The organism is Aeromonas sp. Y289-2 (assembly GCF_027705925.1).
GTDB lineage: Bacteria > Pseudomonadota > Gammaproteobacteria > Enterobacterales > Aeromonadaceae > Aeromonas > Aeromonas veronii.
Genome location: NZ_JAPDCH010000006.1, coordinates 104040 through 122322, shown reverse-complemented (window position 1 = coordinate 122322; position 18283 = coordinate 104040). Strand labels below are relative to the sequence as shown.

The 18283-nt window shown below is 59.2% G+C and carries 16 protein-coding genes; 4 read left to right on the top strand and 12 right to left on the bottom strand.

The window, feature by feature from the left end; all coding sequences use genetic code 11:
• Positions 1-192: 192 nt before the first annotated feature.
• Both brnQ and OKC43_RS11245 read right to left on the bottom strand, forming a co-directional pair.
• Entirely contained in the window at positions 193-1497 is a 1305-nt protein-coding gene (gene brnQ, locus OKC43_RS11250; protein ID WP_041236099.1) for a branched-chain amino acid transport system II carrier protein, read from the bottom strand.
• Between the two features lie 191 nt (positions 1498-1688).
• Complete coding sequence (locus OKC43_RS11245) at positions 1689-2399, bottom strand: tRNA1(Val) (adenine(37)-N6)-methyltransferase (RefSeq protein ID WP_236272605.1); 711 nt, start codon at positions 2397-2399, stop codon at positions 1689-1691.
• Positions 2400-2518: 119 nt separating this feature from the next.
• Here OKC43_RS11245 and srmB point away from each other — a divergent pair, with 119 nt between their 5' ends.
• Positions 2519-3742, top strand: a complete 1224-nt coding sequence (gene srmB / locus OKC43_RS11240; protein WP_236272604.1) for an ATP-dependent RNA helicase SrmB — start codon at positions 2519-2521, stop codon at positions 3740-3742.
• Positions 3743-3814: 72 nt separating this feature from the next.
• Here the strand turns inward: srmB and OKC43_RS11235 are convergent, their stop codons facing one another.
• The 4 genes from OKC43_RS11235 to rnr all read right to left on the bottom strand — a co-directional run bounded on the left by OKC43_RS11235 (position 3815) and on the right by rnr (position 8174).
• Positions 3815-4270 (bottom strand): GNAT family N-acetyltransferase, encoded by a 456-nt coding sequence (locus OKC43_RS11235; protein ID WP_236272603.1) that lies wholly within the window; start codon positions 4268-4270, stop codon positions 3815-3817.
• A gap of 189 nt (positions 4271-4459) precedes the next feature.
• On the bottom strand, positions 4460-5032 hold the full coding sequence (locus OKC43_RS11230) for a Crp/Fnr family transcriptional regulator (RefSeq protein WP_236272602.1): 573 nt from the start codon (positions 5030-5032) through the stop codon (positions 4460-4462).
• Positions 5033-5034: 2 nt separating this feature from the next.
• Positions 5035-5784 carry a 23S rRNA (guanosine(2251)-2'-O)-methyltransferase RlmB gene (gene rlmB, locus OKC43_RS11225; protein ID WP_236272601.1) on the bottom strand — a complete coding sequence of 250 codons (750 nt, stop codon included), beginning with the start codon at positions 5782-5784 and terminating at the stop codon, positions 5035-5037.
• Positions 5781-8174 (bottom strand): ribonuclease R, encoded by a 2394-nt coding sequence (rnr, locus tag OKC43_RS11220; protein WP_236272600.1) that lies wholly within the window; start codon positions 8172-8174, stop codon positions 5781-5783. Before rnr ends, rlmB begins: the two co-directional genes overlap by 4 nt.
• Before the next feature lie 134 nt (positions 8175-8308).
• Between rnr and OKC43_RS11215 the strand changes: the two genes are divergently transcribed.
• Positions 8309-9331 carry a GGDEF domain-containing protein gene (locus tag OKC43_RS11215; RefSeq protein WP_019445736.1) on the top strand — a complete coding sequence of 341 codons (1023 nt, stop codon included), beginning with the start codon at positions 8309-8311 and terminating at the stop codon, positions 9329-9331.
• A gap of 130 nt (positions 9332-9461) precedes the next feature.
• On the opposite strand, the gene ompA is transcribed toward OKC43_RS11215, so the two are convergent.
• Positions 9462-10499: a porin OmpA gene (ompA, locus tag OKC43_RS11210; RefSeq protein ID WP_005335824.1), complete on the bottom strand. Its 1038-nt coding sequence runs from the start codon at positions 10497-10499 to the stop codon at positions 9462-9464.
• Positions 10500-10764: 265 nt separating this feature from the next.
• Positions 10765-11802, bottom strand: coding sequence for an SGNH/GDSL hydrolase family protein (locus OKC43_RS11205; RefSeq protein WP_047434505.1), 1038 nt, complete (start codon positions 11800-11802; stop codon positions 10765-10767).
• Positions 11803-12056: 254 nt separating this feature from the next.
• Between OKC43_RS11205 and OKC43_RS11200 the strand changes: the two genes are divergently transcribed.
• Positions 12057-12443, top strand: a complete 387-nt coding sequence (locus OKC43_RS11200) for a YgiW/YdeI family stress tolerance OB fold protein (RefSeq protein ID WP_005335826.1) — start codon at positions 12057-12059, stop codon at positions 12441-12443.
• A gap of 85 nt (positions 12444-12528) precedes the next feature.
• Here OKC43_RS11200 and mltC read toward each other — a convergent pair whose 3' ends face one another.
• From mltC to mutY, 3 genes are all read right to left on the bottom strand, one after another.
• Positions 12529-13632, bottom strand: a complete 1104-nt coding sequence (gene mltC / locus OKC43_RS11195) for a membrane-bound lytic murein transglycosylase MltC (RefSeq protein WP_005354839.1) — start codon at positions 13630-13632, stop codon at positions 12529-12531.
• Between the two features lie 117 nt (positions 13633-13749).
• Entirely contained in the window at positions 13750-14022 is a 273-nt protein-coding gene (locus OKC43_RS11190; protein ID WP_005335828.1) for an oxidative damage protection protein, read from the bottom strand.
• An 8-nt stretch (positions 14023-14030) separates the two neighbouring features.
• Positions 14031-15083, bottom strand: coding sequence for an A/G-specific adenine glycosylase (gene mutY / locus OKC43_RS11185; protein WP_042052456.1), 1053 nt, complete (start codon positions 15081-15083; stop codon positions 14031-14033).
• 237 nt (positions 15084-15320) lie between these two features.
• Between mutY and OKC43_RS11180 the strand changes: the two genes are divergently transcribed.
• The gene (locus OKC43_RS11180; RefSeq protein ID WP_236272599.1) at positions 15321-16559 is read left to right on the top strand and encodes a multifunctional CCA addition/repair protein; all 1239 of its coding nucleotides are present in this window, start codon (positions 15321-15323) and stop codon (positions 16557-16559) included.
• Between the two features lie 118 nt (positions 16560-16677).
• Here the strand turns inward: OKC43_RS11180 and OKC43_RS11175 are convergent, their stop codons facing one another.
• Positions 16678-18276 (bottom strand): BCCT family transporter, encoded by a 1599-nt coding sequence (locus tag OKC43_RS11175; RefSeq protein WP_236272598.1) that lies wholly within the window; start codon positions 18274-18276, stop codon positions 16678-16680.
• Positions 18277-18283 lie beyond the last annotated feature (7 nt).

Below are 18283 nucleotides of genomic sequence, written 5' to 3'. Positions count from 1 at the left end.
TAAACAGGTGTCACACGTGGCGTATGGGAGGCAAGAAGAGGGGAACGAGTTATAGCGGCAAGATACGGCTGTCAGATGCTATCTGCATACGGTGACAATTACGGCAGTGTAAAGCGAGGCGAGAAACGAGGCTCACAGAAAACAAAAGAGCCTGCACGGGGCAGGCTCTTGGCAATATCACATCGGGTGTGATCAGGCAGCTTCGGCAGCCATCTCGGTCGGACGCACCATCACGCCAACTACGCAGGCCAGCAGGGTCGGCATCAGCCAAGCGAGGCCCTTGTCGAACAGCGGCAGGAAGGCAAACGCATCCATCTTCATACCGGCAGCACCCAGACCATCCAGGCACCCGAACAGGAAGGCAACCATCAACACGCCACGGAACACCAGACGGGGACGGCCGAAATAACCCTTCAGGAAGGTGACCAGTACCAGCGCCACGGCAACGGGATAGATGGCAACCAGCACCGGAATGGAGAGGCTGATCAGCTGGCTCAGACCCACGTTGGCCACCACGGCACAGATAACGCCCAGCAACACCACCAGCTTCTTGTAAGCCATGCCGGTCAGATTGTGGAAGAAATCGGAACAGGCAGAGATCAGGCCCACGGCAGTGGTGAAGCACGCCAGAGTGATGATGGCCGCCAGAATGAACTGACCCGGCTGACCAAACAGGCTCAGTACGTAAGCGTTGACGATGGCGCCACCGTTACTGACATCGGTCGCCACACCGGCCGCAGTGTTGCCCAGCTGGAACAGGGAGACGTACACCACGCTCAGACCAACGGCAGAGATAAGGCCGGCAATGGCCAGATACTTGAACTGGCTCTTGTAATCGTTGATGCCTTTCTGGCGCAGCAGATCGACGATCAGGGCGCCAAACATCAGGGACGCCAGGGTGTCCATGGTGTTGTAGCCTTCCAGGATCCCTTTCACGAAGGGGCTGTTCTGATAGTCACCGGACGCGTCAGGCATGGAGCCTTGCGGCGCTACGAATACCCCGACCGCCAGAGTCAGCAGCAGCAGCATCAGTACCGGAGTCAGGTATTTGCCGATGGCGTCCATCAGCTTGCCCTGGTTCATGGAGACCAGAATGGCCACACCAAAGAAGATCACGGTATAGGCCGCCAGACCCGCCTGCCCCATATCACCGATGAACGGCTTGAGGCCCATTTCGTAGGCAACCAGACCGGTACGGGGCGCGGCAAAGGCCGGGCCGATGATGATATAGATGGCAACGGCCAGCGCAGTCGCGACACCGGCAGGCAGCAGTTTGGTCATGCCAGCCCAACCGTTACCGGCTTTCGCCACGGCCAGAATGGTTACCAGAGGGAGACCCACGGCAGTGACCAGGAAGCCAAACATCGCCAGGGAGAGGTGCTCACCAGCCATGTAACCGGCCAACGGCGGGAAAATGATGTTACCGGCGCCCAAGTAGAAGGCGAAGGTCATAAACCCTAATCCGAGTACATCGGACAATGTGAGTGATTTCGTCAAGTTCAACCTCGTCTGTCTTGTAAATTATTGCTTGTTATAGTTTTTATCGGTCGCTGACCGGGTGTGTTCAGGGGGTATAAAAAAAGAGCCCCGCATGTTTTTTCATCGCAACCAGTGGTTTTAGCTGGTCTGGAGCGGGCGCTCGATCTGGAACCAGCATAATGGCGTGAAAAAATAGTTCAAGACGAAATTTACATCTTCAAATAGAAGGGGTTGGTCAGTTGGATATATCTGTCGGAATAGGCCCCATCAGCAGAATGGATCACAATTTCACCCCTCTCACACCTGTTTAATCCTCTGCCAAGTAGCAATAAAACACGATTTGCCTCTTTACCATCTCTGGTGATAACAGCTGTATAACAAATGCCATGCAGATCATAATTCGCCGAAATGCATAAAATTTCATCGGACATCGCCGTCGGCAGCACCAGCGCCACCTGCCCGTTCGGGCTCAGCAAACGATTGCAGGCCGCCAGTAATGCGTGGCTGTCGAGGGCGCCGGTATGGCGGGCCAACGCCCTCGCCGGATCGCTAAATGACTGGCCTGCGACGAAATAGGGAGGGTTGGAGACGACAAGATCGTAAGGGGCGGCCTGATAATCCTGAATGGCACTCTCTATGACGGTCACCCGATCGGCCCAGGGAGAGGACGCCGCATTCTCCCGCGCCTGGCTGGCCGCATTAATATCCAGCTCGACCGCATCAAGACGGCAGTCAGATCTGCTGCGCTGGGCCAGCATCAGGGCGATCAGGCCGCTGCCGGTGCCGATATCGAGCACTCGACGCGCCTGTTCGACCGGCGCCCAGGCACCGAGCAAAATGCCATCGGTGCCTACCTTCATGGCGCAGCGATCGTGATTGATATGGAACTGTTTGAAGGTAAATCCGCGACTACGTCCCATCTGGCCCCCGTCATCTGCAAAAATGGTGGGCGATTATAGCGGCTAAGACACACTCACCAATAGGAGCCGACGAGATAATCGCCTATAATCTGCCGTTTCCTTAATGACCGAGTATTGCCATGAGCCAGTCCTTTGATGATTTCGACCTGCACCCCGCCCTCAACCGGGCCTTGGCCGAGATGGGATTCACCCGCCCCACCACCATCCAGCAGATGGTGCTGGAGCCAGCCCTGGACGGCCGCGATATTCTGGCATCCGCTCCGACCGGTACCGGCAAGACTGCCTCCTTCCTGCTGCCGGCACTCCAGCACCTGCTGGACTTCCCGCGCCGCAAGCCGGGCCCCTGCCGCATGCTGATCCTGACCCCGACCCGCGAACTGGCGCTACAGGTCACTGCCCACGCCAAGGCGCTGGCGGCCCACACCAACCTCAGCATCGAGACCATCATCGGCGGCGTCAGCCATGAAGAGCAGTTGCCTGCTCTGACCAAGACCACCGACATCGTGGTGGCCACCCCGGGCCGTCTGCTCGAGTACATCGAGAAAGAGGAGTTCGAGAGCCACGACATCGAAGTGCTGGTGCTGGATGAAGCGGACCGCATGCTGGACATGGGCTTTATCAAGGATGTGAACCGCATCGTGGCAGAGGCGCGCTACCGCAAGCACACCATGCTCTTCTCCGCCACCCTGGAAGGGGCCGGCCTCGAGAAGTTCGCCAACGAGATCCTCAAGGATCCGGTGGAGCTGCACGCCGAGCCGCCCCGCAGCGAACGTCGCCCCATCACCCAGTGGATCCATCTGGCTGATGACGCCGCCCACAAGCTGGCGCTGCTGACCCATATCCTGAAAGATCCGGAAACCCAGAAAGCCATCATCTTCGTCAAGACTCGCGAGCGTCTGGCGGAGCTCTCCGGCCAGCTGCAGGCTGCAGGTATCTCCTGCGCCTGGATCCGTGGCGAGATGGAGCAGAGCAAGCGTATCGAGTCGATCCGCAAGTTCCACGAAGGGGAAGTGCCCTTCCTGATCGCCACCGACGTCGCCGCACGCGGTATCGACCTGCCGAACGTCAGCCATGTCATCAACTACGACATGCCCTACGGCGCCGATGTCTACGTCCACCGGATTGGCCGTACCGGCCGCGCCGGCAACCGTGGCTGTGCCATTAGTCTGGTAGAAGCCCACGACATGGCGATGGTCGCCAAAATCGAACGCTACACCGAGGAGCGCCTCAAGCGCCGGGTGATCGACGAGCTGCGCCCGAAACACAAAGAAGCGCGGGTACCGGTGAAGAAGAAAAAGCCGATCGACAAGAAGAAGTCCGCCAAGAAGAAAAAGAAGAAGTGATCGCCTGGCGATAAAGAGAAGGGCCATCCCGCGGGATGGCCCTTCTGCATTCTGAATCACTCTGACGAGTGGTTATGCCACCACTCTGCGCATCCCCATATGGGGGATATCATCTTCGAGATAGCCTTCCCCTTCCGCCACAAAACCGTGTTGGCTGTAGAAGCCTTGCAGATGGGCCTGCGCCCCCAGCCAGATGCTGTGGGTCGGCCAGCGCGCCTCACACGCCTTGACCGCCTCGCCGATCAGCTTATGACCGAGACCACCGCCACGCGCCTTGGGTGAGGTCACCACCCGACCGATGGCGGCACCGCTCTCATCGCCGATGCCGGGCGCCATGATCCGCGCATAGGCGGCCAGCAGCTCGCCCTGATAGCCGAGCAGGTGCCAGACCCCGTCGCGGCGATCGAGCCCGTCCAGATCCTGAAAGGGGCAGGTCTGCTCCACCACGAACACCTCGGCCCGCAGCGCCAGCAACTCATACAACTCGTCTGTGGTCAGTTCAGACCAGGGTTTCAGGATCCAGTTCATCGGCAACTCCTTATCAGTTCGGCCTGCCAGCATAATCGTGGCGCCTGCGCCCTGCATTAACCTTTGTTAAGTTCTTTCAGCCGTTTGCGAATGCGGCTCAGGCTGACTGGCTGGCGTGATGCCGAGACGGACTGTATAAAAGGCCTGAAATCTGGTGGCCACACAGTTCCTCATGGAGCATCGGCGACACTACTCCTTGTTCAGCGCTTTCAACCGCTTGCGAATGCGACTAAGACTGATGGGAGTAATGCCAAGATAGGCGGCAATCTGGTGGTCTGGCACTCTGGCATCAAGCGCGGGAAAGCTGTCGAGAAAGTGCTGATAGCGCGCCTGCGGGCTGCCGGTCAGCAGCAACAGCTCCTTCTCCTCCTTGATGCGCAACTGCACCTCTAACAGGTGCTGGTACCAGCGCGGCCAGCCGGGCAGCTGGCGCAGGTCAGCCAGACTGAACAGCTGCAGACGGCAAGACTCCAGCGCCTCCACGCTGTAGCGGGCTGGCTCGCCACTAAGCAGGTGGTGGAAGTCGAGAAACTCGTCCCCCTCCCAGTAGAACTCCTTGATGTACTCGCGGCCATCCGCCAGCACCAGCTTGGCCCGCAGCAGCCCCTGCTCCACCCTGACCAGCAGCTCCGGGCTGTCACCGGCGTGCCAGAGGCAGCTTTTCGGACTGAGGGTCAGCGGGCGGGCAAAAGAGAGGAGGCGCGCGGCCTCCTCTTTATCTGCGACCTGCGCCCAATCGAAGGGGGGTCTGTCAGTCAGCATGATTAACCGCGACGCTGACGCACGGCTTCAAACAGGCAGACGCCGGTTGCCACCGAAACGTTGAGGCTGGATACCGCCCCCGCCATCGGGATGCTCACCAGCTCGTCGCAGTGCTCGCGGGTCAGACGACGCATGCCCTTGCCTTCGGCACCCATCACCAGCGCCATCGGGCCGGTCAGTTTGGCCTGATAGAGGTCGTGATCGGCCTCGCCAGCGGTGCCGACGATCCAGACGCCGCGCTCCTGCAGCTCGCGCAGGGTGCGTGCCAGGTTGGTGACCTGAATAAGCGGCACCACTTCGGCGGCGCCACAGGCAACCTTGCGCACGATCGGGGTCAGGCCGGTGGCCTTGTCCCGCGGCACGATCACCGCATGGACCCCGGCGGCATCGGCGCTGCGCAGGCAGGCGCCGAGGTTGTGCGGATCGGTCACGCCATCCAGCACCAGCAGGAAGGGCTGGCTCTGTTGTGCCGCCAACTCGTCCAGCAGGCTGGCCAGATCGTGCTCGGCGAGCTTCGGCGCCTCTTTCACCCGGGCCATGATGCCCTGGTGATTGTTGCCTTCCGCTTTGTCATCAAGGGTCTTGCGGTTCACGCTCTGCACGCGCAAGCCGAGGGACTCCAGCTCGACCAGCAGGGGTTGCAGCCGGTCGTCATCCCGCCCCTTGAGGGCCCACACTTCGATGAAGCGCTCCGGGGTGCGCTCCAGCAGCGCGGTGACAGCGTGAATGCCGTAGATCAGTTCAGTACTCATTTAGTGCTCTTGGCCTTATCGCGAGCCTTTTTGCTCGGTCGTCTGTTGCTCGGTTTGGCGCGGCCACCCTTGTCGGATTTGCCGTGATCCTTGCCCTCTTTACGTTTTTCGTGGCGTTGGGCGCTCTTGGCCTTCTCTTTCTTTATCTCGGCCTGCTTGCGCGCCATCTCTTTGGCGTTCTTGCCGGTGGCCTTGAGCGGCTCTTCCACCATCACGAAGTCGATCTTGCGATCGTCCAGGTTCACGCCCATCACCTTGACCCGCACCTTGTCACCCAGACGGTAGCGACGGCGGAAGTTCTCGCCGATCAGCTGCATGTGCAGGGGATCAAACTGGTAGTAGTCGTTGGTGAGGGTGCTGACGTGCACCAGACCATCGATGTGGATCTCCGCCAGACGCACGAAGAAGCCAAAGCCGGTGACGCTGGCGATAACGCCGTCAAACTCGTCACCCACGTGATCCAGCATGTACTCGCACTTGAGCCAGTCGGCCACGTCGCGAGTGGCATCGTCGGCACGGCGCTCGGTCATGGAGCAGTGCTCGCCCATCGGGTCCACTTCTTCCAGCTGGTAGTGATAACCACCGCTCGGGGTCCACTTGTGGCGCAGGTTGCCCTGTTGCTCCTTGGCGGTCTGATACTTGATCGCCCGGTGCAGGATCAGGTCTGGGTAGCGACGGATCGGCGAGGTGAAGTGCGCGTAGGACTTCAACGCCAGACCGAAGTGACCGATGTTGTCAGCCTGATAGATGGCCTGACGCATGGAGCGCAGCAACATGGTGGAGAGCAGCTCCGCATCCGGGCGACCTTCAAACTTGGCGGCCAACTCGGCAAAGTCTTTCGGCTCGGGCTCGAGACCGCCCTTGAGCTCCAGACCCAGTTCGGCCAGGAAGTCACGGAAACCGGTCAGACGCTCTTCACCAGGACGATCGTGTACCCGGAACAGGGCAAAGGCTTCGTTCTTCTCGATATAACGAGCAGCAGCCACGTTCGCCTGGATCATGCACTCTTCGATGATCTTGTGGGCGTCGTTGCGCACCAGCGGCACGATGCGGTCGATCTTGCGCTGGGCGTTGAAGATGAAGCGGGTCTCCTCGCTCTCGAACTCCACCGCGCCACGCTGGTGACGGGCATGCTTGAGCGCCTTATAGAGGTTGTTCAGCTCTTCGATGTGGCCAACCAGCGGATCATACTGCTGACGCAGCTTGGGATCGCCATCGAGGATCGCGGCAACCTTGGTGTAGGTCAGACGGGCGTGAGAGTTCATTACCGCTTCGTAGAACTTGTAGCCGGACATGCGACCAGCGGCGGAGATGGTCATCTCGCACACCATGCAGAGGCGGTCTACTTGCGGGTTTAGGGAACACAAACCGTTGGAGAGCACCTCCGGCAGCATGGGCACCACGAATTCGGGGAAGTAGACGGAGTTGCCGCGCTGATACGCTTCGGCATCCAGCGCCGTGCCGGGCTTCACGTAAGCGGAGACATCCGCAATGGCAACCCACAGACGCCAGCCGCCACCACGCTTGGCTTCACAGAAGACGGCGTCATCGAAGTCACGGGCGTCTTCCCCGTCGATGGTGACCAGCGGCAGGGCGCGCAGGTCGATGCGGCCCTCTTTGGCTTTCTCAGGCACCTGCTCGCCGAGACCGGCAACCTCTTTGGTCACCTCTTCCGGCCAGGTGTGCGGGATACCGTGGGTACGCAGGGCAATTTCGATCTCCATGCCCGGCGCCATGTTCTCGCCCAGCACTTCCAGTACGGTGCCGACGGCATTGATGCGGGAGGTGGCGCGCTGATTGATGCGCACAACCACGACCTGGCTCTGACGAGCCCCTTTGTTTTCCCCTGCCGGGATGATGATGTCCTGGCCGATACGGCTGTCATCCGGCACCACGAAACCAACGCCATTCTCGACGAAGTAACGGCCGACAATGTCTGCCTCACGGGACTTGAGCAGGCGCACCAGACGCGCTTCCTGACGACCCTTGCGGTCAATCTCGGTCGGCTGCACCAGCACGTAATCGCCATGCATCAGGCGTTGCATCTCTCGGTTGTTCAGATACAGATCCGGACCACCACCTTCCGGACGCAGAAAACCGAAGCCATCCTTGTGGCCGATTACATAACCTTTGACCAGATTCAGGCGATCCGGCAGGGCATAACATTGGTTGCGAGTGAATACCAGTTGTCCATCACGCTCCATGGCGCGCAGACGACGACGCAAGGCTTCCAACGGCTCTTCATCTTTCAGCTTGAGGACCTTGGCCAACTCTTCACGGGACATGGGCTTTTCATGGCCCTTGATGAGTTCCAGGATCAACTCGCGACTGGCGATGGGGTTATCGTATTTTTCGGCCTCGCGTTCGAGGAAAGGATCTTTTTGAGACATAAGCAGGCCTTAGGGTAGGTGGTAACGGTGCCATTATATCGGAGGGGGGGGCGAATGGCATCCATCGGCTGCCTTTTGGCCAATCTCTCTGTCATACTATCTTCAGTTCGCTGGCATGATGAGACACAGAACTCATGAGTAAGGACACATTTGCCCAATCCGCCGCCTATCTCAAACAGGCGGTTCCCTTGATGATCAAGTACCAGATCCCCACGACGCCGGATAATTACCACCTGTGGTACAACTATGTCTCGGCCAGCATGCCCGAGCTCAACCAAGCGATTGATCAGGCTGTCAAAATGCAGGGTACCTGCTCGCTCACCACTTGCGAGCGCCTCTATCACCAGTATCTGGCCGCTCAGGACGAGAAGCAGATGGAGGCGATGAAACTGAGCCTCGCCGCCATGGCCAATGAGCTAGGCCACTCCATGCAGGACGCCATCTCCGATACCGGCATGTTTCAGGAGATGCTCGACAAGAGTTTTGACAAGCTCAGCCGCATTGATGACGAGGGCTTCAGCCTGGAAGACACCATGGGGATCCTGCGGGAGCTGGTGCGCGAATCACGGGACGTGCGCATGTCCACCATGCACTTTCGCAACCAGCTCAGCAATGCGGAGAAAGAGATCAAAGAGCTGCGGGCGGCGCTCAACGAGACGCGCAAGCTGGCCAACGAGGATGCCCTCACCAACCTGCTCAACCGCCGCGCCTTCGATCTGGAGCTGGAGGGGTTGATCCGCAGCCAGCACCCCTTCTCGCTGATCCTCGCCGATATCGATCGCTTCAAGAACTTCAACGACGAATATGGGCACCTGCTCGGCGATCAGGTGCTGCGCGCCTTCAGCAAACGGCTGCGCGATGCCTGCAAGGAGGGGGTCACCGCCTATCGGCTGGGTGGGGAGGAGTTCGCCATGCTGGTCCCCCATCGCTCGCTGGCGTTGGCCAGACAGATGGCGGAGAGCATGCGCCGCGCCATCGAGCGGATGTCGATTCTGGATCGCAAATCGGGCCGCCGCATCGACCACATCACAGCCTCGTTTGGCGTGGGTGAGTTTAACGGTCAGGAGAGTGCAGACTGTCTGGTCGAACGTACCGACAAGCTGCTCTACAAGGCCAAGGAGCTGGGGCGCAACCGGGTGATGCCACTCCCTTCCTGATTTGTCCCCTGCCCGACCGCAATACCAATGTAAAAAGCCAGTCAGATCAACTGACTGGCTTTTTGGTCTCTCTTGCTCCGACAGGGGCTGTTCATTCCAGCCCCAGTGGAACTCTGCTCAGTGTGAAGGATTACTCCTGCACCTCGCTGACACCTTCGACTTTCACATCAACACGGCGATCCGGAGCCAGGCAGACGATCAGCTCACGCTTGGACTTGCTGACGCAGCTGTCGCCGGTAACCGGTGAGGATTTACCACGCCCTTCCACATTGATCTTGGCGGCCGGGATCCCTTTACCAACCAGATAGTTGGCAACGGTCTGGGCACGCTGTTCGGAAAGCTTCTGGTTGTAGGCATCGGAACCGATACGGTCGGTGTGACCAATTACGGTTGCCACGCCATCTTTGGGTCGCGCCTCTTCAATCTGGCTATAGAGGCTATCCAGTGCCTGACTGGCCTCTGGCTTAAGGGTCGCCTTGTTGAAGTCAAACAGCACATCGGAGCTCAGGGTGAACTGCTTCTCAACCATCACAGGTGCAGGAGCAGGTTCCGGAGCCGGAGCGGGCGCCACAGGGGCAACCTGACCAAAGCGATAAACCGCTGCCAGCGAGAGCAGGCCGTTATCCATTCTCAGACCGGTATCATCGCGGCTGCCATACGGGGTGGTGTACTGATACTCCAGGCGAGCAGCCCAGTCGAGGTTGAATGCATACTCGGCACCCAGTGCTCCGACCATGACAAAGCGGCTGTCATCTTTGTAGACATCGCTCTTGGTGTCAGCCCAGCCATAACCGCCACCGACACGACCATACAGATCCAGATTATCGGTAACCGGGAAGCCCAGTTTCAGGGTCAGTTGAGCCAGCTGTGCTTTTACTTCATCACTGAAAGCGCCTGCCGCCGTAGTGGCATCGTATTTGTAATTGCCCAGATAGTCGTAACCCAGCTCCAGTCCCAGATTCTTGTTGATCTGATAACCGCCAAACACGCCTGCTCCCAAGGCATCGTTGGTCTCATTGCCAAGGGTCAGGGCATTGCTTTCATCAATGCCGTAGAAGTTGGACCAGCCCAGTTTGGCACCGCCATACCAGGTGTTGTCTTGACCGGCAGCCTGGGCATTGGCCGCCAGCAAGCCGGTAACCAGCAAGGTAATCAATGATTTTTTCATGTTTGAGCCTCTGCAACTTTATGTAGGAGGAGGTTGATTGATATCACCTCGTCTTATAGGTGCAACCACCCAAAAGCGATCGCAGCATATCAACGTTAGCCTATTTTCAAGTCACTGATATCAATTAACAAAAAACACTCTAACGCAACCACGTTACAAAAACAGCAACAAACGTTTGTTATTTGAACTGAATGTGACGCAAAAAGACGCACAGATGAGGGCTGAAAGGGAAAAAAGGCCAGCAACATGCTGGCCCGAAGCGATATCAGTGACGAACAAACTCGTAGTGCTGATCGATAAAGTCAGCAACACGCTGGCTCAGTACCTTGTGCACCGTCTTGGTCGGATGCACCTGATCCCAGAACATATGCTCATCGCAGTTGAGAGTCGCAGCTCGCCCTTTTGCCTGCCCGCTCACCACCGCCTGCGCCAGGATCGGGTTACCGGCAATAGCCACTCTTTCGGAGACACTCAAAGCCGGGGTCGCAGCCACCTCGGCGGCGCTGCCGGAGAACGGCTTCCACGTATAGCCACCACCGTAGCAGGCGTGTTCTGTGTCACTCAGCCCGAACAGCTGGGGATCGCGCATCATCTCGTCAAACTGCTTGTCCACTTCGAACAGCTTCACGATGCCAAGGGGAGCCAGCTCTCGAGTGAGGTTCTGCAACTTCTGGTTGTGGTAGCTGGCCACATGGCGCACCTTCTCCACCACCTTCATGCTGCGGGCTGACGGGGTCTGCCCCAGATCAGGAATGTTGAACAGCAGGATCTGCTGCGCGCCGTTGAGCACCAACCGGTTGGATGCCAGCCGGATGGTATCGATCACCCTATCCGCATCCCGCTCGGTGTTCCAGCCATAGGCCAGATAGTCGTTGGCACCGACCCAGATCACCACCAGATCATCGGGGCGGAACTTGTCCTTTTTCAGGAACTGATCGATCTCATAATCGAGGTTGTTGATCACCTGATATTTGGGATCCCAGGACCAGAAACCGAGCCAGCCGTTCAGGGCGCCCAGATGGTTATAGGCCACCGCCGTTGCACCGCCTTCCGCCTCGTTGGCCACGACCAGACCGGGGAAGCGCTCGTCACCCAACTGCTCCAGCCACACCGGGCCGTTGCTGAAACGCCCGTTGAAGTAGGGTGGGCTGGAGGGGAGATACCCCCGCATCTTCTTGTACATCTTGCCGGTGTCGGAGAGGCTGTCACCAAACATCACGACCCGGGAAAAAGGTTGGCGTCCCTCTGCCGCTTGCGCGGTCAATGCCATTAACCCCAATAAACAAACAAGCCATTTTTTCATATTGTTATGCTCTTCGATTAAGCAGGTGAGACCTGCGGACTTCTCCTCGAGTGGCGACAGGCATGGGAAGAGTCTGCTGCCACTGACTTCTGGTGAAGGCGACAGATTACAGTTCCAGATGAAATCACACATGTTCCGACACCGATGAAATCGCTTGCGCTCACAAAACAGACAATCACACCAGCCTATTTCTTTCACGCTTGTTTCACGCCCCCCCCGGCACAATGCCCCCATACCAACGACAGGAGTATGAAATGAACAAGGCAAGCGCAAGCGTAATCGGACTGTTGACCCTGATGTCTGTCTCCTCTTTTGCCATGGCGGCCTATACCGGCCCGCAAGAGCAGAACAAGGTTTCCGTTGCTCAACTGAAAGATCTGGCCGATGACAGCTGGGCCACCCTGGAAGGGAAACTGGTCAAGCACCTGGGCGGCGAGAACTATCTGTTCCGCGATGCCAGCGGTGAAGTGGAGGTCGAAGTGGATCAGGATGTGTGGCGTGGCACCGAAGTGGGCCCGGATGATCAGATCCGCATCCGTGGTGAAGTGGACCACAGCTGGAACAAGACCGAAGTGGAAGTGAAAACCCTGGAGAAAGTGGGCGCGGCCCCGCAGACCAAGGGCGGCTTTATCGCCAAATAAGGCCACTTCAACGACGAACTGGCCAGACGTTAAAAGGGCGCTTGATATCAAGCGCCCTTTTGCATGGTTAACCCAGCGTCACCGCTTAACCGGCCCGACTGGCAAAGGCTCTCTTGAACCCCTTCTCGGCCTGATTGACCTTGTAGAGGTAACGGCGTGCCTCCTCTTTGGGATGTTGCTCGGTCAACACCTGATAGACCGCCTCGGGGGAGAGCCGGTTGATCCGGCCCGGCGCCGCCTTGCGATCGCTGGAGAAGGTATTGAGCACCCCGCCAGCGCCACCGTTATAGGCGGAGATCACCGCATAGCGACGGGAGCGCGGATCCTGAATATCCGCCAGATAGACGGTCTGCAACAGGTGCAGATAGGCGGTACCGACATCGATGTTGTAGGCCGGGTTGAACAGCTCCTCCCGCGTCGGCTGGCCGTTCTTGCCCTTGACCCGAACATAGACGTCACGACCGGCGGTAGCCGGGATCACCTGCATCAGGCCATAAGCGTTGGCATGGCTCACCGCATAGGGGTTGAAGCTGCTCTCGGTCTTGATCACCGCATAGATCAGGCTCTCCGGCACGCCGTATTTGCGCGACGCTTCCCGGATGATCCCCGCATACTTGTAGCCCCGTCGATCTTCATGGTTGGCCACCATGGGAATATCGACGAAGAAGATGGTGCGAATACCCAGAGTGCGCTTCTTCATCGCCGTGTTGAGCAGGTAATCGGCATACCGCTCGGCGCGCCAGGAGGCGCGGATTGGCTGGCGCTGATTGTCCAGCACCTGACCGTAGAGGAAGGGCTCGCCGCCGGTCAGAATTTCCCGGTCGGAGTAAAGATCCACTTCGGCCGGATCGTCCGGCGTCAGCAGGGTCTCGATGATGGCGCGACGCAGGTGAGCGCGGGGATCTATGCCCGAGACCGTCTCCACCATGATGTGACCGCTGGAGAAGTCGATGTGGGCCCGGCTCTTGTACTGATCCGTGTATTTGACGTAGTCAAACTTGCCCGCAAACAGCGCCTCCCGCCCCCATATCTCGTTCACGTTATGGGAGAGCGCGCTGATCATGTGTTCAAAACCGCGGATGTCCTTGCCGTTGACCAGATCGTCATCCTCACTCCCGCTGGGCTTGGGGGAAGATGAGCAGGCAGAGAGAAACAGCAGGGTGCACAGCAGCCAAAAAATTCGGCCCATAGGATCCTCAAACCGGGCAGCAGAGCTGCCCATCATTCATTTGCTGCGACTTCAGGAGCGGTCACGCCAGTGTGGCGCCATTCCCGCACCTGTTCACACGTACAACAGCCGGAGAGCTTACTGGGCAGGCGGGGTGTAACCTTCGATCTGCACTTCACCTGCATCAAACAGGTAGCTGACCATCTCTTTTTCCAGTAGCTGGCGATGCTCAAGATTCATCATGTTGAGCTTTTTCTCGTTGATCAGCATCACCTGCTTCTTCTGCCACTCGGCCCAGGCTTCCTTGCTGATGTTGTCAAAAATCCGCTTGCCGAGCTCACCGGGATAGAGTTGGAAATCCAGACCCGGGCCCTCTTTTTTCAGGCGTTGGCAAAATACAGTACGGCTCATGTTGACCTCTATGGTTGTAACTCTGGATAGGCGAGCAGACGGGCCGTGGCGGCCGCCAGCCCCACCTCGGCAGGATGGCGTAAGTTATACCAGAGTCGGTTATCTGCTTCCATGAGCCGCAGCGGCTGCGCCTCATCAATGTCAATCAGCAACGGCTGAATATCGAGATGGAAGTGGCTGAAGGTATGGCGAAAACCGGCCAGTTCCCGATAACCGTGATGGCTCAGGCCAAGGGAAGCCAGCAGACCATCCACCTCCGCCAGCGAGGCCACTTGCGGGAAGCAGTAGAGCCCGCCCCAGATCCCCTGTGGCGGCCGCTTCTCCAGCAGCAGCTCATCGCCGTGACGGATCAGCAGCATGATGCCATCGCGAGCCGGAATGCTCTTCTTGGGCTTGCTGTTGGGATAGGCGGTGGGCTTGCCTTGCGACAGCCCCTGGCAATCGGCCCGCACCGGACAGCGATCACAGGCAGGCTTGCTGCGGGTGCAGATCGTCGCCCCGATATCCATCATCGCCTGATTGTATTGCGCCACGCCCAGTTTGGGAGTCAGCCGGATGGCGATCTCCCACAGCTCGTTCTCCACCTGTTTTTGGCCGGGCCAGCCCGGCAGCGCCAGCCAGCGGGTGAGCACCCGCTTCACGTTGCCATCAAGGATGGCGTGGGGCTGACCCAGAGAGAGCGACAACACGGCCCCGGCGGTTGAACGGCCAATCCCTGGCAGCGCCATCACCTCGTCAAAGCGCTCGGGAAAGAGACCGTGGTGGTGATCGCGGATCTGCTGGGCCGCCTTGTGCAGGTTGCGGGCCCGGGCATAGTAGCCAAGCCCGGTCCAGTGGTGCAGCACCTCGTCGACAGGGGCATCGGCCAGCGCCACCACATCGGGGAAGCGCGCCATAAAACGCTGGTAATAGGGGATGACTGTGGCGACCTGGGTCTGCTGCAGCATGATCTCCGAGACCCAGACCCGGTAAGGGGTCTTCTCCTGCTGCCAGGGCAGGGTTTTGCGGCCATGAAGCTCGTACCACTCCAGAACCCGGCTTGCGAAGGTTGATTGATTCACGTTGTTCTCATGTCGTTGATATAAGGGGAACTCTGCGGTTCCTTCGGCTCATCTGGCCTGAGCGGGCATACAGTCACCCCGCAGCACAGCGCCAGCTGTCTGGTGCGGCAGCGTAAGGCCTCGTCACGCCCAAGTCAAAGCCGCGCTGACTGACGCTGCGGGCAGGTGGTGGCCAGGCAGCAAAGCGGTAACAAAGACGATATACTCGGCCCCACGATTGATGACGGGAGAGACGGTTTGCAGACTTATCTGGTTGGGGGCGCAGTGCGGGATCGCCTGCTGGGGTTGCCGCAGGGCGACAGGGATCATCTGGTGGTCGGCGCCACCGTGGAACAGATGCTGGCGCTGGGTTTTACCCAGGTCGGCCGCGACTTTCCCGTGTTTCTTCACCCCAAAACCCAGCAGGAGTATGCCCTCGCCCGTACCGAACGCAAACAGGGTCAGGGCTACACCGGTTTTGTCTGCCACGCAGCCCCCGATGTGACGCTGGAACAGGATCTGCTGCGCCGGGATCTCACCATCAACGCCATCGCCGAAGATGATCAGGGCCAGCTCCACGATCCCTACGGTGGCATCGAGGATTTGGAAAAACGGCTGCTGCGCCACGTCTCCCCCGCCTTTGCCGAAGACCCATTGCGCATCTTGCGGGTCGCCCGCTTCGCCGCCCGCTTCCACGCTCAGGGCTTTACCATAGCGCCGGAGACCCTCGCCCTGATGAGCGAGATGACGGCCGCTGGCGAGCTGGCCCACCTCACGCCAGAGCGAGTCTGGAAGGAGCTAGAGAAGGTGCTGCTGGGACCAACCCCGCAGATCTTTATCGAGGTGCTGCGCCAGTGTGGTGCCCTCAAGGCGCTCTTCCCCGAAATCGACGCTCTGTTCGGCGTCCCCGCCCCGGCCAAGTGGCACCCGGAGATCGACACCGGCATCCACACCCTGATGGTGCTGGAGCAGGCGTGCCGGATCTCCCCGGAATTGACCGTCCGCTTTGCCGCCCTCTGCCACGACCTTGGCAAGGGAGTGACCCCCAAGGAGTTCTGGCCAAGCCATCACGGTCACGGCCAGAAAGGGCTGCCGCTTATTCGCGCTCTGTGCGAGCGGTTCCGGGTACCCAATGAGTGCCGGGATCTGGCGCTGCTGGTGAGCGATCTGCACACCCACATCCATATCGCCTTTGAGCTCAAGCCCGCCACCCTGCTCAAGGTGTTCGACAAGGCGGATGCCTGGCGCCGCCCCGAGCGCTTTGCCCACTTGCTGGATGCCTGTCGCGCCGACTTCCATGGCCGTACCAGTTTCGAGGAGCGGGTCTACGCCGAGCCGGACTATGTGGCCGAAGCGCTGGCTGCCGCCCAGGCGGTGCCGGTGAAAGAAATAGTGGCGGCCGGTTTCAAAGGGGAAGAGATCAAGGCGCAGCTCGCCAAAAAGCGGACTGATGCCATCAGCCGGGTCAAGGATGAGTGGACTTTTATCGAGGAGTAACCTCGGCCCCATAACAGACGGCCGCCCTGATGATGAGCTCCGCAAGGAGAGCATCGCCAGGGCGGCCGTTTTGCATCCAGATTGATATGTGAGGGGGCGCTAACCCCTGCTGGTGCCGTTATGCCGGACCAATTCGCTCCATCAGGCTCATATGGGATGAACCATCGTGGCGCTTGAGGTTCTGACGATACTCGAACTGGCGCTGGCTCTCCTGCTTGAGCCCCAGCATCAGCGAATAGCACATCGCCAACATGATCACCGAGAAGGGTAGCGCGGCTATGATGCTGGCCGCCTGCAAGGCTGCCAAACCGCCGGAGACCAGCAGGATAGCGGCAACCAGCCCCTGCCCCAGACCCCATACGGCACGGTGCAGAACCGGCGGCTCCTGATCACCGATGGAGAGCAGAGTCGTGATGACCAGCGTACCCGAGTCACTGGAGGTGATGAAGTAGGTGCAGATGAGCAGGGTCAGCACAGCCTTGGCGATCCAGCCGAAGGTATCCCAGTGCAGCAGCTCGACCGTCTTGTAGAGCGCCAGCGTCACATCCTGATTGACCGCAGCGACCACGCCGCCACCGCCAAACAGCTCCAGATTCATCGCCGTACCGCCAAACACGGTGAGCCAGAACATGCCGAGCAGCGAGGGTACCAGCAACACACCGAGCACAAACTCGCGGATAGTACGCCCCTTGGAAATGCGAGCGATAAACATGCCGACAAACGGCGCCCAGGCAATCCACCAACCCCAGTAAAACGCCGTCCAGCTCGACTGCCAGGCCGAGGTGCCGTTGGCCTCGGTGTTGGTCCAGAAGCTCAGTTTGACGATGTTCTGCAGGTAATCACCGATGTTCTGTACATAGGCGTTGAGGATATAGGTGGTCGGCCCCAGCACCAGAAAGAGCGCGAGCACGAAGACACTCAGCCAGATATTGAGCTCGGAGAGGAGCTTCACTCCGCGCCCGACCCCGGAAACCGCCGAGAGGGTGGCGATCAGGCTGATACCGCCAATCAGCCAGAGCTGGTTCGCTTGCGATACGTCCATGCCGAACATCTGGTTGAGGCCGGTATTCATCTGGGAGACCCCCAGACCAAGGGAGGTTGCCACCCCGAACACGGTGCCGAACACCGCCAGCACATCGGCCGCATGGCCCCAGAAGCCGTAAATCCGCTCGCCAAGGATGGGGTAAAGCACGGAGCGGATCGCCAGCGGCAACTTGCGACGATAACTGAAAAAGGCCAGCGATAGGCCAACGATCACATAGATGGCCCAGGGGTGCAGGCCCCAATGGAAAAAGGTGAGGCGCATGGCGATCTGGGCCGCTTCCGGGGTCATCCCTTCGGTAATGAACGGATTGCCCTGCAGATGGTTCATCGGCTCGGCGATGCTCCAGAACACCAGACCGATACCCATGCCCGCGCTAAAGAGCATGGAGAACCAGGCGAAGTAGCCGAACTCCGGTACCTGGTCGTCGTCACCCAGCCGGATGCTGCCAAAACGGCTGAACATCAGGTAGACAGCGAAGAACAGGAACAGGGCGACCACCAGAATGTAGTACCACTTGAACCCGGCAATAATCTGATCCTTGGCACCGACAAACCAGGCGGCCGCGGTATCGGGAACAAATACGCCAAACAGCAAAAACAGGGTGATCACGGTGAGGGCCGTCATGGCCATGGTCGGGTTGAGGCCTTTCAATAGCCCTTTGCTTGCTCGCATCCAGCCT